The organism is Reinekea sp. G2M2-21 (assembly GCF_015687175.1).
GTDB lineage: Bacteria > Pseudomonadota > Gammaproteobacteria > Pseudomonadales > Natronospirillaceae > Reinekea.
On sequence record NZ_JADPQG010000001.1, the window covers coordinates 355,920 to 377,954 of the forward strand.

Sequence of the window (22,035 nt, forward strand, 5' to 3'; positions counted from 1 at the left end):
ACGACCCATCAACGGAAACCCGGGCGTTGAAAGAGAATGGGCGAACGTCCCTGGTAGTCACCAAACAACAAATATGTCGAAGTTGGGGCCAGTTCACTGTTTTCCAGAATGCCATTGCCGTTTGCGTCACCTTGCCAGTACCAGGTTAACCAATCCGGAATGTCCGCATCAACCTGTAGCACCCCTTGCAAGCTTACTGGGCTGTTGATGGATAATAACCCCAGACCATTACTCAACGTCGCCCCAAGCCCTCCGCGGTCAGTTAAGCTGTTATCCGCCAGATCCGCAACGTCGTTGCTGTCACCGGGGCATCCGGCAATGGTGCAAGCACCACCGGTGTAATCCAATCCGGCGATTGTTGTTCTGCCCAGAGCGGACTCAGCGGTTTGAATGGCAAAGGTCGCTTCACCACCGGAAAAAGCAGAAAGGTATTCTAAGGTGAGCGGAATGTAGGCGGCATTGGAACTGGCGTCGACCTGCTCAGGCATGACAAGGCGGGCGTAATAAAGCGTGCGGTCAGCGATGTCGGCGATAACCGATTGACAGCTCCCTGAGGCATTCAGCTGGACACAAATGTCATCGATATCGGTCATTGCACTTGTCGCCAGTAGCAACGTTGGCACGGTCTTTATGGTGTCATTGGCATTAGGCCCTGCATTGTTGCGGGTCCAGTTGATGTCGTTGACGTCCGCCGTTAAGCGAATGGTGCCATCGAAATCAGTATCGTTACTGATCGTCCAATCCAGTGTGTTAGTGAGCGCGCCGCCGGTTGCCGACAGGGTTGTCGGTTTTTCCAGTGCGCCGGTTTTACTCGGAAAATTCACATAGGCGCCCACATAGTTATTCAGCGGATTGCCATTCACATCATAGGCCGTTACGTCATAGCTGAGTCCACTCAGGCTATTCGACTGACCCTGATAGACCGATCCTGTATTACTCCACTGTGCAGTGTTGGCGTTGACTTCGGTAACCTGCAAGTAGGCCGGTGTAAAGCGACCGACATTCACAGCATTGCTGGTAATGGATGTGCCAAAGCCCATGAAGTCGTCGATGCGCGCCCGCAGGTTGATATTGCCAACTTCACTGTAAGACACTCCGTTACCCGACCTCATGACAATAGTATCCAGGCTGCCGTTGCTGTCGGAGTCTTCACCTTGCCATTGTGTTGCCGACGAAAGGTTAGGGCCATCACCCGAAAGCGCGCCCAGTGTTCCGCCTGTAGGGCCAATTAACGTCGTGGCCGACCAGTCGATATCATACAGCCCAGCCACCCGTCCAAAACTCTCCAAGGGATTACTGTTCGCATCCAACGCTTGCAGTGTGGTGGCAAACAGCTCGCCTGCTTTGGCGAATTTTGTAACACCATCGTTGTCGGCGTTGAGCGCATTTTTAACAGAAGTGATCGCAAGGCTGGCCGGACTGACCTGCAGCACAACCGAGCCGGTGATGGTCAGTGCACTGGGGTTGCCATCCACATCAGGAACATTGGGTGTCGTGACAGTCAGTTGCTGCGTGCCAATATCGGGTGCCGTTAGAGCGATACCGGTTGCTGTGCTATTCGCCGAAAAGGTTACGCCCAGTGTAGTGGTATTGTTACCGGCAACCTGGTTTTCCGGATTTGCTAAGCTCGTTGCGGTGGCAGCCTGTTGCCAGGTCACCTGTTGCCCTGCTGCGCAGCTGGCGGGGTTACTGCAGGTCGTGCCAATGTTACTGGTCAATGTTGCGCTGTTGGCTAAAAACGCCTGACATTGCCCGGTGGCTTCATCCGTTTTTATGGCTCGCATCAATATGTTGGTCAGAGGTTGGCCAGCGGTCATCGAGAAACGGGTAACACTGGTGTTGGGCGCTGCGGTCGAGAAAAACCGATAAGCCACATCCACGAAATCAACGTCGCAGTCGGACTGTCGTGCTCCAGAGACGTAACATTGAACCGGGTCGGTGGTTAAAGGTTTCAACGCCGGCAAAGAGTCGATTACACCCAGTGTATAGGTTCCGGCAGTCGTTTGCTGGAAAGCAAAGCTGTCACCGCTGCTGTAACCGGATTTGATATTGCTGCCTGCCCAACCGGTTACCGGCGCGAAAGTGGTGTCGACCGGGTCACTGATTTGCGTAGAACAGTCCGTATTCAAGCAGGCTCTCGCGGCAATGTTAAGCGGTTCGCAAGTAAGCCCCTGATCGTAATCCCGATCCAACTCATAGTGATCAATGTAGTAGGCTGGCTCAATGGTATTTGCGCATACTTCTAGGTTATCGATTTCATGTGCGTTAGTGGCGCCCCCAGTTGACCCTGTTAGCGTTACGTACATTTTTTGCGGAATAGCTGCCTGACCACTTTGCGCCAGTAAATCGAATGTCGACACGATATCGACAAAACCTGTACCGGTATCACGCTCAATCGTGACAAAAGCATTTGTGCCATTTTCGTGGTCAATGGTCACGCGGTAGCGATGCCCCGTAGACGTTTCAACCCCTGGTGACAATGTCGACGGCAACACACCAGAGCCCGGTGTTTGTCCGTTGGATGTAATGTAGTTGTAGCCCGTTGTACCCGCACCAGAACCTCGAATGGTAATGGTTTCGCGCACTCGGGTGGTAAATCCGCCGCTTTTATTGCCATCTGTTTGGTTCAAGAAGTTGCCGTATTCGTCAAAGCCGACCGCCATCCAACCGCCCGCAAAACCACTGATGGCATCTTTTTGTGCGTATCCCAGAGAGCCGCCGTAGCCGCCAGGTTGTGGGACTTCGTTGGCATCTGAAAACACCAGAGCCAGACCATCACCCCCATCAGACGGGTCGCCATAAGCAAAGTAATCAAACTCAACCACAATTTTATTGCCCGCACTGGGGAACAAACGAAACAGTGTGGCGGCGGTGGATACGTTGCCGGAGTCATCGTTTATGCGTAGCCGGTTATTGACGATACGAGGGTCGCCGAAGGCGCCGCTGCGGCTACTGACCGCCCAGTCACTGCCCAGTGTTGCGCGCTGATAGTCATCGGTAAAACAAACGCTGGGTTTTGGTGGCGTACAAGATCGCACAGAACCATCGAGATTCTGGCCGTTCGCCTGCAACGTGTAGATCTCTTCGATCTCCACAGCATTTAGAACTTCATTGAAAACGATGAACTCATCGATCAGGCCATTAAGAAAGACCAACGAGCCGCCGGAGTCTTCGATGAGCCCAATCCAACGAAACAGGTACGTGACGTCTCCGGTTTCGGTGGTGTAGCTGTGGTCCAGAAAGCCATCAATATAGATGTTGGCCGCTCCGGAAATGGAATCCCAACTCAGCGCGACGTGATGATAGGTGTTGTCGTTGATGTAACTGTTCGTTAAAGGTGGGGATATTTGGGTGTTGCCTTTGGACATGGTTATACGGCCGCTGCCATCGATACTGCCCCAGAAAACATCATTACCCCCTCCATTTTCTTCATAACCGGTGATCACAGGAGCGCGCCATGGTCTTGAATCTCCTGTATAGCCATTAGGCACTTTCAACCAAAAACTTAGGGTAGCCGATGAGCGTAGTGGGGATAATCCGGGCGATTCGATGTATTGGTCAACGCCATTAAAACTGGCTGCGTTGCAAATGGCACCGTCGACTGAAGGCAAAATGCCCGCTCGCCCAGTGCCATGTGCAGCCGTTATAGACGAATCAATGACTTCTTCGGCAGTGCCATTCCACGTTATTTCGTCAAAGCGGTATTCCAGGACTGGTGCAGGGATAGAGACTTGAGGTGTTAAACAAACATCATCGATATGCCAGTAGTCATAGTCGCCATTACTGCCGGCCACTTTGTTCCATCTTAATTGGAATTTGTTGTGCAGCTGGGTCCCCGAAAATATGACGGATAAACTAAAAATTTCTCCTGGGGTGCCACCTCCTAAATAGGTTGCAACGGTATTCCAGCTTCCACTGGCATTCAGGTATTCAACCTGTAAGTTTTCCCCGTTATCTGGTAATTCGCTGAAACTGCCACCGCGTCTGATCCACGCGGTTAATAAAACTTCATCATCACTGGCGATATTGAAGGATTGGGTAGTGACAACTACTTGTCTGTTACGAAGGTAAAGGCTTTGGGTCCCGGAAGAGGCCGTGTCTGAGTTTGTGCCCGCTTCGCCTCGACCCGTAATGGTCCAATCCGTTGGCATGCCAGCTTCAAAATTTTCGCAGTAACTAGAATTTAAAACCGGATTACCGGCGCCGCAGTAGGGGGTATAGTCCACCGGGTTTGTGCCCGAGCAGGAGCCGGTAACACCGGATCCATTACCGAAATTAAGCGTTGCACCGGCGGTGACATCGCCTACGACAATCGCTGTATTGTTGAAGGTAATATTCGCGCCGCCTACCAGATCCGCGTACATCAGCGAACCGTTTCCAATGCTGACATTACCTCCAACCTGAAACAGCAAACTAAAAGTACCGGTGACATTAACGTTGAAATTGTTTCCAGCGGTAAAATTCGCCCCGACCTGAACGATGACATCTTGCGTGAGGACTAACTCGTCATTATTGCCGAAAACCAAATCCGCAGAATTGCACTGAATGACATTGCCAAACACACCACAGCCCGCAAAGGGTCCGGTTGCGGTATTCACTGCAGGTAGGGTGTAGGTTACCGCAAAAGACAAACTTGGCATCAAGCACAAGATGAATGACACGAATAAAAGTCGACTTACTTCAGAAATTCTTTTCAATCTAACTCATCCTAACTGTTATCTGCTTGCAACTCTTAAAGGGTTTGAATTGTCAGCGCTACAGTTCAACCGTGGTTTTTTGATTGACCCAAACATAGTCCGGGGTATCTACCGTGCCATACTCAACGTCCACCGATAGTTCGAAAATATTGACGGCTTGTGAGGTTCGATTATAGCTGTTTTGAGTGCAACTCAGATTGATCGTGTAGTCCGCATATGCCGGAACAGTAATCGAACCTTGTAAACTCGGAGCAGTACAGTTGCTTCCGGAAATCAACAACTGCACGCCATAATCAATTGCCGCCAGTGCTGCAGCGTTTGCGCGCATCTGCAACAGGTTTTGCGTGGTTTGTTGCGAGCCGCGTAAACTCAGAGTTGCCAGCAAGATCAGCGCTGCGCCAATGACGACAACCAGGAATATAGCGGCAATCAAAGCGATGCCTCGTTGGGTTCTCATGACGCATTCTCCAGTATGATTTTGTCAATCAACCGGATGCTTTCAGTACCGGCACCTATGCCTAAGGTGACTTTCAATTGCGGTGGGCTGTATGTGGTTCCGGCAACTAACTCAAATTCACAATCCAACACATGATCTACCACTATTGAGCGTGCCGCCGTGGCCGTGCGGCCCGCAAAATTGGTTGTACCTAACGTTGTATAGTTGGAAACCCGGTACAGCACGCCAGCGCTGGTATCACACTCGTAGGCTTTTGGGCCGTTAAAAAAATACGCGCGGAAGTAGGGCGAGTGGCTACCAAAATCGTGATTACCGGTCAGGGTGATGGTGGTCAGTGGACCGGTATTTTCGCTGCCGGTTGGGTTGGCTGTAGCGCTGGCAATGGCGGCCAGACTACCGGTGCCCAGAGTCAGGTTGTTCTGCCAGTCATTGATGGCGGCAGTGGCGTTGGCGGTGCCGATACTGACATAGTCGGCAAAGCTGGTCAGGTTGGGAATGTTCGCGAACACGTCAAAGCTGACATCGTTATTGGGTTGCAAGCGATCAAAGCCGGAAAGGTTTTTATCCCGATAGCGGGCGGCCAAGTGGGAGGCGTCGGTACTCAATCCCAAAAACTCGACAACCTGATTCGCGCCTGCCGCCGGTTCGCTGCCATAAATCGAGTTCGGCACAGCGTAAGCCAGGTCGTTTTTTAAATGGAACAGCGCAAACTCTGCCTGCTGCACCCATTCGGCGCGGTCAGTAGATTGTGCGACAGCACTGAATTTATTACCGATCAATGGGGTAATCACGGCTCCGATAATCCCCATTATCACGATCACCATGACCAGTTCCGTAAGCGTAAAGCCCGCAAACGAGGTTAAGGTTTTTTTGGGCTTGATTACGGGACTTACCGTCCGTTTCATACGCAACTCCAGCTGGCAGGGCGAGCAAAGTAACTGGTGCGGTAGCCGCTTAGCAGCGTTTGTTGGCCACGTGGATCGGTCACGGTCACATCGACCCGCAGAATATCGGGCGGACATAGCGTGCCTGGGTTGGAAAGAATGCCCAGTGTCAGGCTGACGCTGTCATCAATGGAAATGCTAATCTGATAGCCCGCAAGTTCTGGAATAACTGTGCCATCGAGAGCCTGAGTCGGTTGGTTATAACCGTTGTATTCAAAGATATTGTCGAACAATAGACGATTTGTGGCGTTGGAATCTCGGGCTGCGGTGTCGGCAGCGCTGTCGTCGGCAGCGTCTCGGGAAACGCTGGGCGATAGCCGCGGATCGGCCGAAGGATCAAAAAAGGGTCTGCTCAATACTTCGCTGAGATATTGCTTAGCCAGCATTTGTGTCTGACTTTGAATCATTGGGTCGACATTACGCGCCGTTTGAAAACCCAAACCTGTCAACAGGGCGACCGAGGCAATGGAAATAATTACAATGGCGATGATCAACTCAACCAGCGTCACGCCGGTTTGCTGATGTATTGTTTTACTGGACTGCCACATAACCCGTCATTCCATCTGCAGTAAGGGTTAATTGTTGTAACGCAATGCTCGCGTTATTGCCAACCAGATCGGCGTTGGTTAACGCAGTGCAGCCCAATGAAGTATCGGTTGGCAGTGTCGTCAAACGATACAGCTTGCCGGCTCCAGTGAAGATGAATCGTTGGTACGCGCTGGCATTGGGGGTGGTTATCTCAGTACCGGACATGCGGCTCCCAGAACCATCTTCAACAATGTCGTTGTCATTTCGATACACAAAACTGAAAAAATCCGGGTTCGCACAACCGGTTGCCGGCAGTGTGGAGGCACAATCATTGTCTGCGGAATCACCATCTCGGTCGTCATCACGCAATACCATCCAGCCCGTTGAAGACACTCGCAGTTCATGAGCGCATTGAGAAGTGACCGCGCGGTTGCGAGTCCAGCTCAAAGCGCTGACGAAATCGGAACGATCAAAAAAGGTTGAAAAGGTGTCGTTGTTGAAAAAGCGCGGCAAGGTCACGGCGGAAAGGATGCCGAGGATAATGATGACCGTAATGAGTTCGACTAGTGTGAAGCCGACAGTGCGTTTTTTCATTGTTTGCAATAATGAAATGCCTCATGGAGGCATTCCATGCTTATTTAAAACTGGTTAATCACACCAGGCATTTGCATTATCCCAGGTGCCTGTAAAAAAGGTGGGGGTTCCATTTGCGGTAGCTGCTTCTTGATAATAAAAACAATCTTCGCCATCTACTGTGCTTGAAGTAACATGCATTTGAGCTGCAGCTGCAGTTGCAACTGCGGCTGTAGTTGGCGCGTCAGTATAGGTAACTGTAAAATCTGCCGTTAGGTTAGCAGCGTCCGCTGCGTCTAAGTCCGCTACTACACCGGATACGGCAGGGTATCCAAATTTTAAAAGATAGTTACTGCCCTCCATAGAAACTGTTGCTCCAACAGCCGCTTGATCCAAACCCGTTGTGCCCTGAGCGAGTGATGATGCGTGCATAATGGCTGACGTGCTTTTCATGGAAGCCAATGCCCCATCGAGAGCTGCATCATTTGCTTCATTGGATAAGTCTGCAAATCGTGGGAGTGCGAAGGCCGACAAAATACCCAGAATGACGATGACCATAATGAGTTCAATCAGTGTAAAACCTGCTTGTTTTTTCATGTTATTTAAACCTTTTGTTGAATCGAAATAGTTTTTCGAAGTTTAGTCGGTAAATCTGCAAAGTAAATGCACACTTAATGTTTTACTTTAACTATCAGCTGCAAGTGTTGGCAGTAGTGTCATATGTTAATACGCCATTCGAGAATATAGGGTCATCCCCAGCTGTGGTGGGCGGTTGGTAAGACACACAACGCGTACCCGAATGCAGGATAATGACATCGTCAACCGCATTGGCACGGGTATTATCAGTTGTTGTGCCGGTTCCGTTCGCGTTGTAAGCAATGCTGATTTCATTATCAATTTCCATCAGTGCTTCCAGGCCGATAAAAGTCGTGCCGTTACCGGCGGGCCGTGCAACCGGATAACCGTTAACCATAAAAATGTCTTTGGTATCGATAGTGACGTCGCCTTGAGCGTCAGCCGCCTCGGTGCGTGCGTAGACGTTACCAATGCGGGCGGCAGATTTCATTGATGTCAGTGCGCCTTTCAATACCGCTTGTGTGGCTTTTTCTTCCAAATTAAATAAACGTGGCAAAGCTGTCGCAGTTAATACCGACAAAATCACAATGACGATGACCAGTTCAACCAGTGTGAAGCCTGATTGATTGCGTTGGTTAAGCATTAGACTACTCCTAGTTTCAAAAACGATAGACCCGTTGCCACTCGCCTCAACATCTAGTTCGTGCGCCGTTCAAGAACGGGTTTGAAGCCCTTTTCGTTGGTTTGCAATTTTTGTGACAAGTTTCACATTTTACGTTGAAAAAAGGTAAATGCCCATTTTTAGCGGTGTTCAGAGTCTTGGGATAGCAGACGAAGACAAATTAACGTGTATTGACAAGGTCTATCGGTGACAAAAGATTGGCAAAGGTGACAAAACTGGTCAGTTGGTCAGAATCAAAAGTAAGTAGGAGTTTTAACAGAGAGAATGCTTTGACCATAAAAAAACCTGGCTGAGCCAGGTTTTTCAATGTGAGACAACCTAATGCGATTTAACAGTTTGCGTCACGGAATGCGGCGATTTGTGCTGCTGTAGAGCTGTCCAGCGTTGCGGTATCTCCGGATTCAATTGCCGAGTAGATCGCGTCCCCCAACAGTTTGCCTAACTGCACACCCCATTGGTCGAAGCTGTTTACATCCCAAATAACGCCCTGAACATAAATTTTATGTTCGTACATCGCGATCAGCGCACCAATCACCTCTGGGGTACCCTTGGTGAAGGTGATGCTGTTACAAGGGCGGTTTCCGGGAATGACTTTATGCGGCGCCAGCCACTTCGCCTGGTCTTCAGCCATTCCACTGGCTAACAGCTCTTCCAATACTTCGGCTTCATTCTTGCCGTCCAGCATGGCTTGTTGCTGACCGAGGTAGTTGGCGAATAACCAAGCATGGTGATCGGCGACAGGGTTATGCGATTGCAAAGGCATAATGTAGTCAGCTGGAATCAGACGCGTTCCTTGATGAATCAACTGATGGTAAGCGTGTTGACCATTGGTACCGGTTCCACCCCAGATCACAGAGCCTGTTTGCCAGTCGACGACCTCACCTTCACGCGTTACGCGCTTACCGTTGGACTCCATATCCACCTGTTGCAGGTGGTTTGGTAAATCCTGCAGGTATTCGTCATAGCTCAATACCGCATGAGACTCAGCGCCGAAGAAATTCTGATACCAAACACCCAGCATGCCGAGCAGAACCGGCAGGTTTTCGGTCAGTGGTGCCGTACGGAAATGCTCATCCATGTCATGAGCACCCTGTAACAGGGCTTCAAAAGTCTCGGTGCCGAGCACTATCATCTGTGCCAGACCGATAGCGGACCACAAAGAATAACGACCGCCGACCCAGTCCCACATCGGGAACATGTTTTCTTCTTCAATGCCAAATTCAGTCGCCGCCGGAATGTTGGTAGACACTGCCACGAAGTGATTCTTTACTTGCTCTGGTGTGCCACCTTGCTGCAGGAACCACTCGCGCGCGGCCTGAGCATTCTTCAATGTTTCGAGCGTGCCGAAAGATTTTGAAGCGACGATGAACAGCGTGGTTTCAACATCCAGTCCTTTGACCGTTTCCGCAAAATCGGTCCCGTCGATGTTGGCAATGTATTTCAGATCGTAACCTTCATTCCAGTAAGGTTTGAGCGCGTCCGAAACCACTTTCGGTCCCAGAAACGAGCCACCGATACCAATGTTGACGATCGTACGCAGTTTTTTCCCGGTATAACCTGCGAACTCACCGCTGTGGACTTTAGCCGTAAAGGCTTTCATTTTCGCGAGGGTTGCGTTGACGGTGTCGGTGACGTTTTCCCCGCTTACCCTGATTTCCCGGTTTGAGCGGTTGCGCAGCGCAATGTGCAGTGCAGGGCGGTTCTCAGTCTTGTTGATCACAGCACCGGAAAACATGGCTTCAATAGCTTCAGGCAAATGCGCTTCTTTGGCCAATGCCATCAGTTTGGTTAGGGTGTCGTCGTTAATTCGGTTCTTTGAGTAATCCAGAGAAATACCGGCTGCACTGACGTTGTAGCGGTTAAACCGTTTCGGATCTTCCCGGAACATGTCGCGCATATGCACATTTTCAATGGCTTTCTGATGTTCGGTCAATGCTTGCCAAGCGGGCAATTGAGTCGGTTTCTGAGACATAGCTGCTATTCCTGAGCCGAGGGTGATAAATTGGGCTGTAATTTAATTACAAATTGACTCGGAAAACCACCTTAGTTTGGTTGGTTTTTGACATCTATCAGGCGAAATTCGGAAATTAATGACATTAACGGTGATGATGAGACCGGTTATGGGTGCCCGGTAACCTGTTCAATGGTCAGGTATATTCTCGGCTGCGAAATATCTGATAGAGTCGCTGTTTTATGCAGAGGGCAATTCGTTGTTTGTTTACGTTAAGTCCGCCTGGCGTGGTAATTACAGCCAAGGTGCTCTGTTCTGGGGTGGCATTATGGTCCCGGTGTTGTTGGCTCAAGGGTTGGGCGCGGTGTTAGTTGTGTTTAACCTGTTGCAGGACCCGGTATTGTCGACACGACTCTGGTTGCTGTCCGCACTGTTCTTTATCTGTATCTACTTGCCGTGGGCTTTTGTGGTTTCCTTGCGTTCAATCATAGTTCACATCCGAGCCCTGCAAGAAATGACCGCGGGATTGATATTGGTTGTTTTATGGGTGCTGATGCTCAGTTATTGCGGCGTACAGATTTCCCGATCATTATCGGTATTTCAGCGCATGGCTGTGATCGCTTTGGAACAGGACCGGCGAAAGGCCGAATTCCATGTTGTGGATCAAGACCTGTTTGTTGACGGTTTCGTAGGCTACGGCGACCCTCGCCGTTTACGCCAGTGGTTGCGAGATTATCCAGAACTGAATCGGGTCGTCTTCAATGTGTCGGGCGGCCACCTTTACGAAATAAGACAGTTTGCCCGGCTAATTGCTAAGCGCAAGCTGAATACCCATGTGGACGGCGATTGTCTGCAGAACTGCCTGATTGCCTATGCCGGTGGTTATTTGCGTACGGCGGGATCTCAAGCGCATTTCAATTTTGAAAAGCAAGGCGGTTATACCAACGGTTATCGCTCCTCATGGATTATCTCGCGGGAGCAGGAAAAGGATCGGGAATTTTTTCTCAGCCGAGGGGTCAGCCTGGTCTATAGCTTCAAGCTGTTTTACAGCAACGCTGACGGCGTGCCGTATGAACACCCGGTAAAAACGCTGCGGGCGCATAATGTGATTAATCGGGATCAAGCCTGAATCGAATAGACAAATTAACGGGGCGCAAAGCCCCGTTTTTTGGTATGTCGTCACGCAGTACTGCGTCACGACAACCGCCGATATTGCCTTGCGGTTTTCATCTGCCCGCAAATTTATTCGGCGAGTTGTACCGGAATTGCGTTAGCGGTGTGACTGACGGTGTTGTCCGAATTCATATACACCATGCTGGGTTTAAACGATTCCAGTTCCGGTGCACTGAAATTGGCGTAGGCGCAGATGATAATGCGGTCACCGACATTGGCTTTATGTGCTGCGGCGCCATTGACTGAAATAATGCCTTCGCCGTCTTCGCCACGAATGGCGTAGGTGGTGAAGCGCTCCCCATTGCTGATGTTGTAGATTTGAATCTGCTCGTATTCGCGAATGCCGGCAAGGTCCAGCAGGTCGCCGCTGATGGCACACGAACCTTCGTAATCGGGCACAGCGTGCGTCACGCGAGCCTGATGCAGCTTCGCTTTTAACATAATGAGATCCATGGCGTTCCCCTTTAATGCATGTTCGGTATTGACGTAACCGAAATCTAATAACAGCCAATTGATGCCAAAGACATCATTAAATTTGCAGTGGTCGGTCTTGCTGCTTTCGTTAGCGGCACTACCGGTCTACTGTAAACGCAATATTGTCAATTAACCGAGCTTTGCCCAGATAGGCTGCGGCCAGAATAACCAATTGGGTATCCTTATCGGTCGCAGGTTCCAGATCACTTTGCCGACTAATATTGAAATAGTCTGGCGTCAGACCCGCGTCGTGCAAACGTTGTTTGGCCCGTCTGGTCAGTTCCGCAAAGCTCGCGCCGCCAGATTGTATTTCTTTCATGGTATCTTGCAATGTTTTGTACAGCACCGGTGCCACTTCGCGTTCGTCGGCCGTTAAATAGTTGTTGCGCGAACTGTGCGCAAGACCGTCGTCAGCACGACCGGTGTCTACCCCGATAATGCTGATTGGCAGGAACAGATCGTCCACCATGGAGCGAATAACGGTAAATTGCTGGTAGTCTTTTAAACCGAATACAGCAACATCCGGCTGAACCTGGTTAAACAGTTTCAAGACTATCGTGGCGACACCCACAAAATGGCCTGGGCGGCTTGAGCCACAATGCAAGGTTGTGATTTTATCGACCGATACCCGGGTTAAATCCGGGGCAGGGTACATGATGTCGTTGTTGGGCAGGTACAGCAGTCCACAGCCGTCGGCAATCAGATGTTTCTTATCCGCTTCCAGAGTTCTTGGGTACCCGGATAAGTCTTCATTTTCCCCGAACTGTGTAGGGTTTACGAAAATGGACGCTACGACAAAATCGGCGTGTTGCAGCGCTGTTTTTACCAGCTTCAGGTGGCCTTCATGTAAATTGCCCATGGTGGGTACAAACGCGACGGTTTTACCCTGAGCGCGCACGGCGGCCAGTTCTGCGCGTAAATCTTGCAGGTTGTTGACTGTTTTCATGTTGCTTACTCGAATGCGTGGTCGGCGTTCGGGAATCGGCCCGATTTAACGTCGTCCTTGAACGAGGTTACGGCATTTTCCCAGGTATTGGCTTCTGCCATATAATTTTTGACGAACTTTGGCAAACGGTGTTGTGTCAATCCGAGCATGTCATAACAAACCAAAACCTGACCGTCGGTGGCGGCGCCGGCACCAATACCTATAACCGGAACAGGGACGGTTTCTGTAAGGGCTTTGGCAAGATCCGAAGGCACGCACTCCAGCAAAATAAAGTCGGCTCCGGCCTCGGCTAATGCCAGGGCATCATTAATCATGACCTGGGCAGCGCCTTCTTCCCGCCCCTGAACTTTGTAACCACCAAATTTATTGACCGATTGCGGTGTGAGACCCAAATGTAAACAGCTGGGAATGCCAGCTCGGGACAGCGCGGTGACGGTATCGCATAGCCAGGCTCCGCCTTCCAGTTTGACCATGTGGGCTCCTGCTTGCATCAGCAGGCCAGCGTTTGCGAGCGCTTGGTCGACGGAACCGTAACTGTTAAATGGCATGTCTGCTACCAACAGTGAGCCCTGATTGCCACGGCTGACGGCCTGAGTGTGATAGACCATCTGTTCAACCGTGACGGGTAGTGTCGACGATTGACCCTGAACGACCATACCCAAAGAATCACCCACGAGAATCGTTTCAATGCCCAGCGAAGAAAACATAGCTGCGAAGGTGGCATCGTATGCCGTCAACATGGTGAACTTTTCACCATCTTTGACCAGTTGCTTGATGGAGGAAACCGTAATTGCTTTTGGCATAACTCAGCGCCTGTTTTTTAATAAGGTGCGAATGGTTGCTATTGTGGCTTTATAAGTCAAGTAACTGACGTGATCCAACGTCAGTGAAACTGTAATGGATCAAATAACCTGTATGTTTTGATCGGAAACGGACGTGAGCCATTCGGTTATTGACTTGCCCTGCAGCTGAAAGTCGGCGTTCAAATCCACTAAAGGTTGAAGTACAAAGGCACGTTCATGGGCTCTCGGGTGGGGGACGGTCAGCGTTGCGGTATCGCTGTAAAAACCTTCAACCCAAATAATATCCAGATCCAGGGTACGAGGACCCCAGCGGACTTCACGGGTACGGCCGGCTTCAGCCTCAATGCGTTGAAGCGCCTGAAGCAGTGCTTCCGGTTCGAGTCGGGTTTCAAAGGCGCAAACCGCGTTCAGGTAATCCGGCTGGTCTGCCGGTCCGCCGATGGCTTGCGATCGGTACCAGCGGGATGTGCGCAGCCCTGAGGTTGTGGGCAATTGTTCAATCTTGCTCAGGGCATTTGAAACAAAGTTGTCAGACACCCCGAGATTGCTACCCAGCGCGACAAATACCTGACTCATGATTCAGGCGTTTGGCGTTTTCTGGGTGGACGGCGACGACGTCGTTTTTGAGCGGGTGGGTTATTTTGCAGGTTGGCGACCATGCTTTGTCTGGCTTCGCCATTTGTTGCCTGGTAGTCGGTCCACCATTGCCCCAGCCCGTTCAGTTGCTCACCGGCGTCTTCACGCAAAATCAAGAAATCATAAGCAGCACGGAAACGCGGATGGCCCGCTATCTGTTCTGCTCGGTTGGCCCGTCGCTTGGGCAATCGCAGTTGCATGTCCCATATCTCTTTCATCGGGATTGAGAAACGTTTGGGAATGGCAATGGTCTTTACCTGACGTTCCAGTACCTGAGCCATGGCTTTGTGCCAGGCGGGGATTTCAGGTGTGCCCATATCTATATTGTGTTGGGCGCTTTCACGCACCGCTGGCCACAACAAAGCGGCATACAGGAACGCCGGTGTTACCGGCTTGCCACTGTTGATGCGGGCATCGGTGTTGCGCAGTGCAATGTCAATAAAGGTGGCGTAATGGTCGTCTTCGACGCAATTAAGAACCTGATGGGTTTGTGGCAGTAGCGGCTCTACGATGTCGTATTTTTGCATCAGTTCCCACGTGTCTCGACCTTGGCCAGACATCAGTAACTTAAGCAATTCGTCAAACAGACGCGCTGGTGCGATATGGGTGAGCAACGGTGCCAGAGTGTTGATCGGCGTTTCGGTCGCCGGTTCAATATTGAATCCCAGCTTTGCGGCAAAGCGTATCGCTCGCAGCATTCTCACCGGGTCTTCGCGATAGCGGGTCTCCGCGTCACCAATAATGCGGATGACTTTATCCTGCAAATCCTGCATACCTTGAGGATAAGCCTTGATGGAGAAATCTTTGGCGGTGTAATACATCGCGTTAATAGTGAAGTCTCGGCGCTTGGCGTCGTCAGCCAGCGAGCCATAAACGTTATCACGCAGTAACAGACCTTCGGCGGACTGCTTGTGATCGGAATCGCTTTCATCGGCTTCGCCACGAAAGGTGGTCACTTCAATAATTTCACGTCCAAAGGTGACGTGAACGATGCGGAAGCGGCGCCCGATAATGCGTGAATTGCTGAATAGTTTGCGAATGTTCTCAGGTGTGGCATCGGTGGCAACATCAAAGTCTTTCGGGTTCAGTCCGAGTTGCAGGTCGCGTACGCAACCACCCACGAGATAGGCTTCATGTCCGGCGTTCTGTAGCCGGTACAAGACTTTAAGCGCGTTATGGCTGATGCCTTTGCGGGAAACCGAGTGTTGATCCCGTTCGATTGAAATCAATTGATGCGCTTGTTCTGGCTGCTTGAGCCAACGTTTTATCCACTTAACGACCATGTATTTGGAATTCTGTCTTTGGAGTGCAATTAAAAGAGCGCGAAGTGTATAGAAAATAGCAAAAATAGGCTACTAACGAATGGGAGAGATTAAAACACTGGAGAGACGAGCCAGCCGGCAAATTTTGCCGGCCGCAACAGCACTTTCCGCAGGTGGTGTTGAGCTTATTATTCTTGTTGGTTTTATTATTGTTTTTATTTACTCATTTATTATTAGCTGCCCCTTATTCTTGTTTTTAGGCGGGGCTGCTTTTCTTGGTAGTGCCCGGTTTTTGTTTTTGTTGGTGGGCGTACCTGCTTTGCGCGGTAAGTATTGCAGATGCTGTGCCAAAAGTAATTTATCCTTATATATCAATAGCTTATAAATGTCTGGCTATTTGGTGTACAGATTTCGTATGGGCCGTTGTTACCGTAAGTTGCAAAGGTGTAACACTTTTATGGTAACTGTTACGGTTTGGATGAGATGAATAGGCGAATTTAACCTGTTGTTACAAACCAGGTGGAAATGAAGGGTTAATACCGGGGATAAGCCGTTTGTCTGACAGAATTCAGTGTCGGTGTTGAACGAACTGTTATAAACGCGCTGGGCAGGCCAAGGGGTAACACCGGGCGAGTGTTTCGCTGCACAGAGACGTGTATCGATGCCGGCGACAGACATGCCGCCGGTTTCAGGCCTATTAACCAGCCATCTTAATGGCGGCTTGCAAACGGCTTTGCTCTTGCTCAATGTACTGATAAAACGCGACGTCTTTCAATCCCAGTGCCGCATCTTGGTCGATGACAACCGTGACATTTGCGTGCATCTGTAAGATTGATGCTGGGCAATAGGCCGAGACTGGTCCTTCAATCGTATTTTTAATCGCTTCTGCTTTATCGGCTCCGGTTGCAATCAGCATAATCTGACTCGCTTCCATAATGGTGCCGATACCCATAGTCAACGACAGGTGTGGCTGGAACTCGCCGGGTTTAAAAAAGCGCCGGTTTGCTTCAACGGTGTCCTTGGTCAGCGTCTTGACGCGGGTGCGGCTGACAAGGCTCGAACTGGGTTCGTTGAAGCCGATATGTCCATTACGTCCAATGCCCAGAAGTTGCAAGGCTACGCCGCCGCGTTCGCGCATGTTGGCTTCGTAGTCAGCGCAGGTTTTCAATGGGTTTTTTGTCGAGCCGTCGGGTACAAAGGTGTTGTCCAGATCGATGTCTATTTCATTAAACAATTGCTGATTCATGAAGTAGCGGTAGCTCTGAGGGTGATCTCCAGTTAAGCCCAGATATTCGTCCAGATTGAAGGTGGTCACCTGTTTAAAGCTGACTTGCCCCTGTTGATAGGCTGTAATCAGGTTCTGATACAGTCGGATGGGTGACGAACCGGTCGCCAATCCAAGATTAGTATCTGGCTTTTTGTTGATGGTTTCGATGATCTGATTCGCACCGTAATGTGCAACCGACTCAGCATCGTTTAAGACTACAATTCGCATAAGTGCCCCTATCGTTGGAATTTGGATAAGCCGGCCTGCCAGACCTGCTGTACGTCGAGCTCATCGTTCAACAGACAGATATCTGCCGCGGCGCCAGGTACAAATGTTCCCACCTGCTCGCTGAGTTGCATAAACTGCGCAGGTACCCGACTGGCCATGGCGAGCACCTGTTCGATGGGTAATGCCAGGGTGTTCGCGCAATATTTGACGGCGTCTGCCAACGTAATAGCGCTGCCGGCGAGTTTGCCTTCTGCATTGACGAGCTGGCCGTTCATTTCTTCAATGGTTTCACCATAGAGTTCGAAAGTCTTCTGATCACTGCCAGCGGTGGCCATGGCATCACTGACCAAAAAAACCTTGTCGTAACCTTTTGCCTCGATCGCCAGTTTCATGGTGGTGTTGTGCACATGTATGCCATCGGCGATTAAACCCGCCCAGGTATCCTTTAGTTCTAGTGCGGCGCCCACGACACCCGGTTCGCGCCCGGTCATCGGGCGCATTGCGTTGTATAGGTGGGTAAATCCGCGCAGTCCCGCTTGATGCGCGTTGATAACGTCATCGTAGCAGCCATTAGTGTGCCCAGCGCAAATGAGGACCCCCAGTTTAGCGATCCGTGCAATGGTGGCGGTATCGACCTGTTCAGGTGCCAGAGTGAGAATAGCAGGCAGTGTGGCGAGTTTGTTCAACCATGACCAATCTTGCTCGTTGGGCGTTCGAATTTTGTCACTGCGGTGCACGCCATTTTTTTGCAAACTGAAAAACGGTCCTTCCACATGAATGCCCAGAATTCCGGCGACCTTATCTTTTGCCTCGATGGCAACCTCAACAGCGCGACTGGTGACAGTAGCATCATCGGTAATCACAGTTGGCAGAATATTGGTGACCCCGAATGGCAACATGGCGTTCGCCATGGTTGCGAGGGTACTCATATCAGGCGAGTTGTTGAATTGCGCTCCACCGGCGCCGTTGATCTGTAAGTCAATAAACCCAGGTGACAGAATGCCACCTTTCAGCTGGATCAGTTCATAGTCGTCCGGCACCACAGACTCGTCTGCAATGGCCACTACACGGCCGTTTTCTATCTGTAGCACCGCATTGTCGTGGAAACAGAATCCATCAAAAATGCGGGCGCCGGACAAAGCATATTTCATGATTGTTGTCTCTTCTTAACTCAATTTTAATTCGGTTACGAAGTCGTAAATGTCGCCTCGGTACCAAGAGCGAGTGTATTCCACTGGGGAACCGGCCTGACTAAAGCCCTGTCGCTCGATATACAAAACGGCGTCGCCCGGAACCAGCTTCAGTGCTTCGGCAACGGCGTTGTCTGCGTTTTGGGCGGTCATGGTTTGTAGTGCCCGCACTGGTCGCGCACCACTGTCATTTAACTTCGTATACAAAGAGTCCTGAACGGACTCAGCATCGGCAATGATCGTCGCCGGCACGCTGGCAATCTCATAGGCCATGGGGGTATCACTGGCGTAACGAACACGTGTGAACCGGCTGACAAGGCTTCCAGGAGACAGATTCAAGGCCATGGCTTCTTTAGGGGATGCTTGTACCGTGACCCGGGCCACCCAGGTGGATGAGGGTTTCATACCACGCGAGATCATGTCTTCGGTAAAGCTGTTCAGAACCGCGAGGTTTTTGTGAATGGATTGTTTGCTGCCGCGCGTTACCATGGTGCCTGCACCCTGGCGTTGAATCAGTAATCCTTCGCGTACCAGGCTTTCGATAGCTTTGCGTACGGTAACCCGAGACACGCCAATGGCTTCAGCCAGGTCCCGTTGCGGTAGAATGAAATCGCCGTCTTCGAGCATGCCTTCGTGAATCGCCTGTGTCAGCGATCTGGCTAATTGTGTGTAAAGTGAACCATTTCGATTTCCATCAGGGCGGAGAAAGTCGATGAGTTCCTGATCTTTTCTTATTTTTGTATTCATGCTTGATTCCTTTTTTTGGCAAATTGCAAAGCGCCAGATAGTGCATCCCCTTGAGACGAGGTGATGATCTTCTGTAGTCTCTCAGGGAGTTGAGTAGTTACCCAATCGGCCAGTCCTCCCATCAAACACAGCGGGTGACCGTCGATGTGCAAAGCATCTATCTGGCGGCTCAGCAAGGTTACTTGTTGCTGCACAATCTCTACAGCGACTGGATCGTGCTGGTTGAATGCGTTTAGTACCAGAGGTGCAAATTCGCCATAATTGCCGGAGCTGGCGTGTTGCGACCAGCTGATTAATGACTCCGGCAGATGGTCAAAATGCTGCCATATCATATCGGCCAGCAAGCTGTTTGTAATCAGGCTGTCGTGCTGGTTAATGGCGGCGCGTACAGCCTGCTGTCCCAGCCAAGCGCCACTGCCCATGTCGTCGAGCGGAAAACCCCAGCCGCCGACCTGTTGCCATTGACCATTGCGATAGGAAATACCAATCGCGCCCGTACCAATAATGAAAATGGCGCCTTCTTGGCCGCCGTGTGCACCAAGGCAGGCTATTTGGGCATCGGTCAACAACTGAAAATTTGGAAAACCGTGAATCAGCGCTTTGAATTGTGTCGCGCATGAGGTCACTTCTGCCCCTGCCAGCCCAGCGACAATATGGCTGTCCTGCAACGCTTGTTGGCTCAGCGCGGCCTGTTGATTGGCCAATGCAATGGCATCCTGTACCGATTGCCAGGCCAGTTCGTGATTCTGAAAAACATTTGCACTGCCGGCCTTGCCTTCACCTAAAATGAGACCATTAGCGTCGGCAATGCGAGCCCGGCAACTGGTGCCGCCGCCATCAATACCAATGTAGTATGGGGTTACCGTGTTCATCGAGAGCGCTTTTGTTGGCTTAATTTTTACTAAGGGTACGACCTTTTGTGGATTTTAACAATACCAATCTAATACCATTGTCGAAATAAATGGAAATAACTATGCATGTCGATGCAAAAATAGAGATATCACACCAGTCAGAGGGTGATTTTATTATCTTGGGGCTCACTCCCACCCATGAACTGTCCGGATTATTTCCGATCCTGTGCTTTTCAATCGCTTTACCGATACAGGAAGGTTCGGTCAGCGGTGGTCAGCTTATTGAACGGCAGGGTGATTGGCATCGCGTTGTTCTGGATCGACCTTTTACTGGCAGAGAAGAGACTCAGATTGGTTTCAAGCTGGGTACGTCATTGCGTAAAGCAACGGATTACCCAGAAGGCTTGTATCTGGAGAGCGATCAGCAGCGTATTGAGGTTCTGTTGCCGAAGCCAGTCAACCGCACGGCAAACGCGATTTTGCCGTTATCAAATACACGCCCTGCATTTATTCCGGCCTGTGACCAGTCGTTTACCGAGCATCGGATTTCCGCGCCGACATCCTTGAACATGATGGGCTCATTGTGGAACGTCGCTTGGCTACAACGGCTGTTTAAGCGATTGCAGATGTCCGTGGATATGGATGATAGGCAGGGCTGGCCTGTCGAATACCAACAGAACACCAGGCAGGTTACCGCTTTTCATCTGAGCCTTTCCGAGCGGGGCGCTCGTTTGTCGTATCGTGATAAATCCGGCTTCCTGCAAGGTCAGGCTTATCTGGCTCAGTTTCTGATGCAGTGGCTGCTTACGGGCGTCAGCGTGTCGTGCGAGTTGAGTGGGTCTGCAAAGTATCCCTACCGCGGTGTGCATCTGGACGTTGTTCGACATTTTTTCAGTGCTGCGCAGATTCAAGATTGGTTAGATATTTTTGCGTTATACCATTTCAACTACTTTCATTGGCATTTGACGGACGATGACGGCTGGCGAATAGCCAGTAATGCGTTCCCAGAGTTGACGGAACTAGGAGCTTGGCGCGGACCAGACAGCGCTTTGCCACCTCAAATGGGTACCGGATTGCATCGCTATGGCGGCATTTACAGTGCCGAAGAGGTCAGCGCTTTAGTGGAACATGCCCTTCAGTTGGGTATTCAGGTTATGCCAGAAATGGACCTGCCCGGTCATGCCAGAGCGCTGTTAAAAGCCATTCCGTCCCTAGTGGAGTTGGCAGATCGATCCGAATACCGCAGTGTTCAGCACCACAATGACAATGTCATAAACCCGGCATATGGCGACACGATCGAGATTATTGAAACGCTCATTAAAGAGTGGTGTGCCTTATTTCCGGCACCTTTGTTTCATATTGGTTCGGATGAAATTCCCAAGGGAGTTTGGCAACAATCGCCCGCCGCATTGGAATGGTCGAAGCAAACCGGTCGTGCCATTCCGCAATTGCAGGGAGCGTTTCTGCATCATGTTGAATCTTGCCTGTCGGCGCAGGGTAAAACCATGGCAGGCTGGGAAGAGGTGGTTGATGGTGGTGGCACCAGCACAAAAACCTGGGTTTTCTCATGGCAAGGAACGCAAGCTGGGTTGGAAGCCGCCCAAGCTGGGCATCCGGTGGTCATGACGCCTGCACAATACTGCTATTTTGATCTGGCCCGGACAGAAGCATTCGACGATCCAGGATACTGGTGGGCAGGAACCGTAGATCTGGAAAAAGCATACCAATATGAGCCGGAAGCGGGCTTTGATGCGGAATCGGCTGCCAGAATTCAAGGTGTTCAGTACTGTTTATGGACAGAATTGGTCGAAACGCCGGCTCAGGCCGAGTTTATGTGGTTTCCACGGCTGCTTGCCGGGGCTGAAGTGGTATTTGGAAGTAATACCAATTTCAGTTTTGAGTCCTTTAAAACACGTGCGGACGTGCATGCTCAACTGCTTTTACGGCTTGGTATTGACCTTAAAGCCTAGTGATGGGGTAAATAATTTTCCTTATTTATCAGTGGGTTATCCATTTTTTGATAAGAAAGTTGGTTTTTTTTCTGCGATTC

At 50.6% G+C, this 22,035-nt stretch carries 20 protein-coding genes; 3 read left to right on the top strand and 17 right to left on the bottom strand.

Going from position 1 to position 22,035, the window contains the following annotated elements; translation table 11 throughout:
• Positions 1 to 8 precede the first annotated feature (8 nt).
• The 8 genes from IYN85_RS01580 to pgi form a co-directional block, all read right to left on the bottom strand.
• A complete protein-coding gene (locus IYN85_RS01580; RefSeq protein WP_196157099.1) occupies positions 9 to 4,697 on the bottom strand; it encodes a DUF6701 domain-containing protein in 4,689 nt (1,562 codons plus the stop codon).
• Positions 4,698 to 4,755: 58 nt separating this feature from the next.
• Complete coding sequence (locus tag IYN85_RS01585) at positions 4,756 to 5,154, bottom strand: hypothetical protein (protein ID WP_196157100.1); 399 nt, start codon at positions 5,152 to 5,154, stop codon at positions 4,756 to 4,758.
• The gene (locus IYN85_RS01590; protein ID WP_196157101.1) at positions 5,151 to 6,059 is read right to left on the bottom strand and encodes a type II secretion system protein; all 909 of its coding nucleotides are present in this window, start codon (positions 6,057 to 6,059) and stop codon (positions 5,151 to 5,153) included. The genes IYN85_RS01585 and IYN85_RS01590 overlap by 4 nt, the downstream gene beginning before the upstream one ends.
• On the bottom strand, positions 6,056 to 6,646 hold the full coding sequence (locus tag IYN85_RS01595) for a prepilin-type N-terminal cleavage/methylation domain-containing protein (RefSeq protein WP_196157102.1): 591 nt from the start codon (positions 6,644 to 6,646) through the stop codon (positions 6,056 to 6,058). Before IYN85_RS01595 ends, IYN85_RS01590 begins: the two co-directional genes overlap by 4 nt.
• Positions 6,630 to 7,220 (bottom strand): Tfp pilus assembly protein FimT/FimU, encoded by a 591-nt coding sequence (locus tag IYN85_RS26250; RefSeq protein ID WP_196157103.1) that lies wholly within the window; start codon positions 7,218 to 7,220, stop codon positions 6,630 to 6,632. Before IYN85_RS26250 ends, IYN85_RS01595 begins: the two co-directional genes overlap by 17 nt.
• A 54-nt stretch (positions 7,221 to 7,274) precedes the next feature.
• Positions 7,275 to 7,796 (bottom strand): type II secretion system protein, encoded by a 522-nt coding sequence (locus IYN85_RS26255; protein ID WP_196157104.1) that lies wholly within the window; start codon positions 7,794 to 7,796, stop codon positions 7,275 to 7,277.
• Positions 7,797 to 7,890: 94 nt separating this feature from the next.
• On the bottom strand, positions 7,891 to 8,418 hold the full coding sequence (locus IYN85_RS01610; RefSeq protein ID WP_196157105.1) for a type II secretion system protein: 528 nt from the start codon (positions 8,416 to 8,418) through the stop codon (positions 7,891 to 7,893).
• 367 nt (positions 8,419 to 8,785) lie between these two features.
• Positions 8,786 to 10,429 (bottom strand): glucose-6-phosphate isomerase, encoded by a 1,644-nt coding sequence (gene pgi, locus IYN85_RS01615; RefSeq protein WP_196157106.1) that lies wholly within the window; start codon positions 10,427 to 10,429, stop codon positions 8,786 to 8,788.
• Between the two features lie 238 nt (positions 10,430 to 10,667).
• Here pgi and IYN85_RS01620 point away from each other — a divergent pair, with 238 nt between their 5' ends.
• On the top strand, positions 10,668 to 11,537 hold the full coding sequence (locus IYN85_RS01620; RefSeq protein WP_196157107.1) for a hypothetical protein: 870 nt from the start codon (positions 10,668 to 10,670) through the stop codon (positions 11,535 to 11,537).
• A 113-nt stretch (positions 11,538 to 11,650) separates the two neighbouring features.
• On the opposite strand, the gene panD is transcribed toward IYN85_RS01620, so the two are convergent.
• From panD to pcnB, 5 genes are all read right to left on the bottom strand, one after another.
• Complete coding sequence (gene panD / locus IYN85_RS01625; RefSeq protein ID WP_196157108.1) at positions 11,651 to 12,034, bottom strand: aspartate 1-decarboxylase; 384 nt, start codon at positions 12,032 to 12,034, stop codon at positions 11,651 to 11,653.
• Positions 12,035 to 12,152: 118 nt separating this feature from the next.
• Positions 12,153 to 13,001 (bottom strand): pantoate--beta-alanine ligase, encoded by an 849-nt coding sequence (gene panC / locus IYN85_RS01630; RefSeq protein ID WP_196157109.1) that lies wholly within the window; start codon positions 12,999 to 13,001, stop codon positions 12,153 to 12,155.
• A 5-nt stretch (positions 13,002 to 13,006) separates the two neighbouring features.
• A complete protein-coding gene (panB, locus tag IYN85_RS01635) occupies positions 13,007 to 13,804 on the bottom strand; it encodes a 3-methyl-2-oxobutanoate hydroxymethyltransferase (protein ID WP_196157110.1) in 798 nt (265 codons plus the stop codon).
• Positions 13,805 to 13,903: 99 nt separating this feature from the next.
• Complete coding sequence (gene folK, locus IYN85_RS01640; RefSeq protein WP_196157111.1) at positions 13,904 to 14,380, bottom strand: 2-amino-4-hydroxy-6-hydroxymethyldihydropteridine diphosphokinase; 477 nt, start codon at positions 14,378 to 14,380, stop codon at positions 13,904 to 13,906.
• Complete coding sequence (pcnB, locus tag IYN85_RS01645) at positions 14,377 to 15,723, bottom strand: polynucleotide adenylyltransferase PcnB (RefSeq protein ID WP_196157112.1); 1,347 nt, start codon at positions 15,721 to 15,723, stop codon at positions 14,377 to 14,379. Before pcnB ends, folK begins: the two co-directional genes overlap by 4 nt.
• Positions 15,724 to 15,802: 79 nt before the next feature.
• Here pcnB and IYN85_RS01650 point away from each other — a divergent pair, with 79 nt between their 5' ends.
• Positions 15,803 to 16,087: a hypothetical protein gene (locus IYN85_RS01650; RefSeq protein WP_196157113.1), complete on the top strand. Its 285-nt coding sequence runs from the start codon at positions 15,803 to 15,805 to the stop codon at positions 16,085 to 16,087.
• A gap of 312 nt (positions 16,088 to 16,399) precedes the next feature.
• Here the strand turns inward: IYN85_RS01650 and nagB are convergent, their stop codons facing one another.
• The 4 genes from nagB to IYN85_RS01670 are packed head-to-tail and all read right to left on the bottom strand — an operon-like array spanning position 16,400 to position 20,006.
• Positions 16,400 to 17,197, bottom strand: a complete 798-nt coding sequence (nagB, locus tag IYN85_RS01655) for a glucosamine-6-phosphate deaminase (protein ID WP_196157114.1) — start codon at positions 17,195 to 17,197, stop codon at positions 16,400 to 16,402.
• Between the two features lie 8 nt (positions 17,198 to 17,205).
• Complete coding sequence (nagA, locus tag IYN85_RS01660) at positions 17,206 to 18,348, bottom strand: N-acetylglucosamine-6-phosphate deacetylase (RefSeq protein WP_196157115.1); 1,143 nt, start codon at positions 18,346 to 18,348, stop codon at positions 17,206 to 17,208.
• Positions 18,349 to 18,363: 15 nt separating this feature from the next.
• Complete coding sequence (locus tag IYN85_RS01665; RefSeq protein ID WP_196157116.1) at positions 18,364 to 19,134, bottom strand: GntR family transcriptional regulator; 771 nt, start codon at positions 19,132 to 19,134, stop codon at positions 18,364 to 18,366.
• On the bottom strand, positions 19,131 to 20,006 hold the full coding sequence (locus IYN85_RS01670) for a BadF/BadG/BcrA/BcrD ATPase family protein (protein ID WP_196157117.1): 876 nt from the start codon (positions 20,004 to 20,006) through the stop codon (positions 19,131 to 19,133). Before IYN85_RS01670 ends, IYN85_RS01665 begins: the two co-directional genes overlap by 4 nt.
• Before the next feature lie 101 nt (positions 20,007 to 20,107).
• Here IYN85_RS01670 and IYN85_RS01675 point away from each other — a divergent pair, with 101 nt between their 5' ends.
• A complete protein-coding gene (locus IYN85_RS01675; RefSeq protein ID WP_196157118.1) occupies positions 20,108 to 21,955 on the top strand; it encodes a beta-N-acetylhexosaminidase in 1,848 nt (615 codons plus the stop codon).
• Positions 21,956 to 22,035 lie beyond the last annotated feature (80 nt).

Bases quoted from the DNA above. Each gene is read 5' to 3' on its own strand.
- IYN85_RS01585 (WP_196157100.1), bottom strand. From the start codon at position 5,154: ATGAGAACCCAACGAGGCATCGCTTTGATTGCCGCTATATTCCTGGTT.
- IYN85_RS01590 (WP_196157101.1), bottom strand. From the start codon at position 6,059: ATGAAACGGACGGTAAGTCCCGTAATCAAGCCCAAAAAAACCTTAACC.
- IYN85_RS01595 (WP_196157102.1), bottom strand. From the start codon at position 6,646: ATGTGGCAGTCCAGTAAAACAATACATCAGCAAACCGGCGTGACGCTG.
- IYN85_RS26250 (WP_196157103.1), bottom strand. From the start codon at position 7,220: ATGAAAAAACGCACTGTCGGCTTCACACTAGTCGAACTCATTACGGTC.
- IYN85_RS26255 (WP_196157104.1), bottom strand. From the start codon at position 7,796: ATGAAAAAACAAGCAGGTTTTACACTGATTGAACTCATTATGGTCATC.
- IYN85_RS01610 (WP_196157105.1), bottom strand. From the start codon at position 8,418: ATGCTTAACCAACGCAATCAATCAGGCTTCACACTGGTTGAACTGGTC.
- pgi (WP_196157106.1), bottom strand. From the start codon at position 10,429: ATGTCTCAGAAACCGACTCAATTGCCCGCTTGGCAAGCATTGACCGAA.
- panD (WP_196157108.1), bottom strand. From the start codon at position 12,034: ATGGATCTCATTATGTTAAAAGCGAAGCTGCATCAGGCTCGCGTGACG.
- panC (WP_196157109.1), bottom strand. From the start codon at position 13,001: ATGAAAACAGTCAACAACCTGCAAGATTTACGCGCAGAACTGGCCGCC.
- panB (WP_196157110.1), bottom strand. From the start codon at position 13,804: ATGCCAAAAGCAATTACGGTTTCCTCCATCAAGCAACTGGTCAAAGAT.
- folK (WP_196157111.1), bottom strand. From the start codon at position 14,380: ATGAGTCAGGTATTTGTCGCGCTGGGTAGCAATCTCGGGGTGTCTGAC.
- pcnB (WP_196157112.1), bottom strand. From the start codon at position 15,723: ATGGTCGTTAAGTGGATAAAACGTTGGCTCAAGCAGCCAGAACAAGCG.
- IYN85_RS01650 (WP_196157113.1), top strand. From the start codon at position 15,803: ATGGGAGAGATTAAAACACTGGAGAGACGAGCCAGCCGGCAAATTTTG.
- nagB (WP_196157114.1), bottom strand. From the start codon at position 17,197: ATGCGAATTGTAGTCTTAAACGATGCTGAGTCGGTTGCACATTACGGT.
- nagA (WP_196157115.1), bottom strand. From the start codon at position 18,348: ATGAAATATGCTTTGTCCGGCGCCCGCATTTTTGATGGATTCTGTTTC.
- IYN85_RS01665 (WP_196157116.1), bottom strand. From the start codon at position 19,134: ATGAATACAAAAATAAGAAAAGATCAGGAACTCATCGACTTTCTCCGC.
- IYN85_RS01670 (WP_196157117.1), bottom strand. From the start codon at position 20,006: ATGAACACGGTAACCCCATACTACATTGGTATTGATGGCGGCGGCACC.
- IYN85_RS01675 (WP_196157118.1), top strand. From the start codon at position 20,108: ATGCATGTCGATGCAAAAATAGAGATATCACACCAGTCAGAGGGTGAT.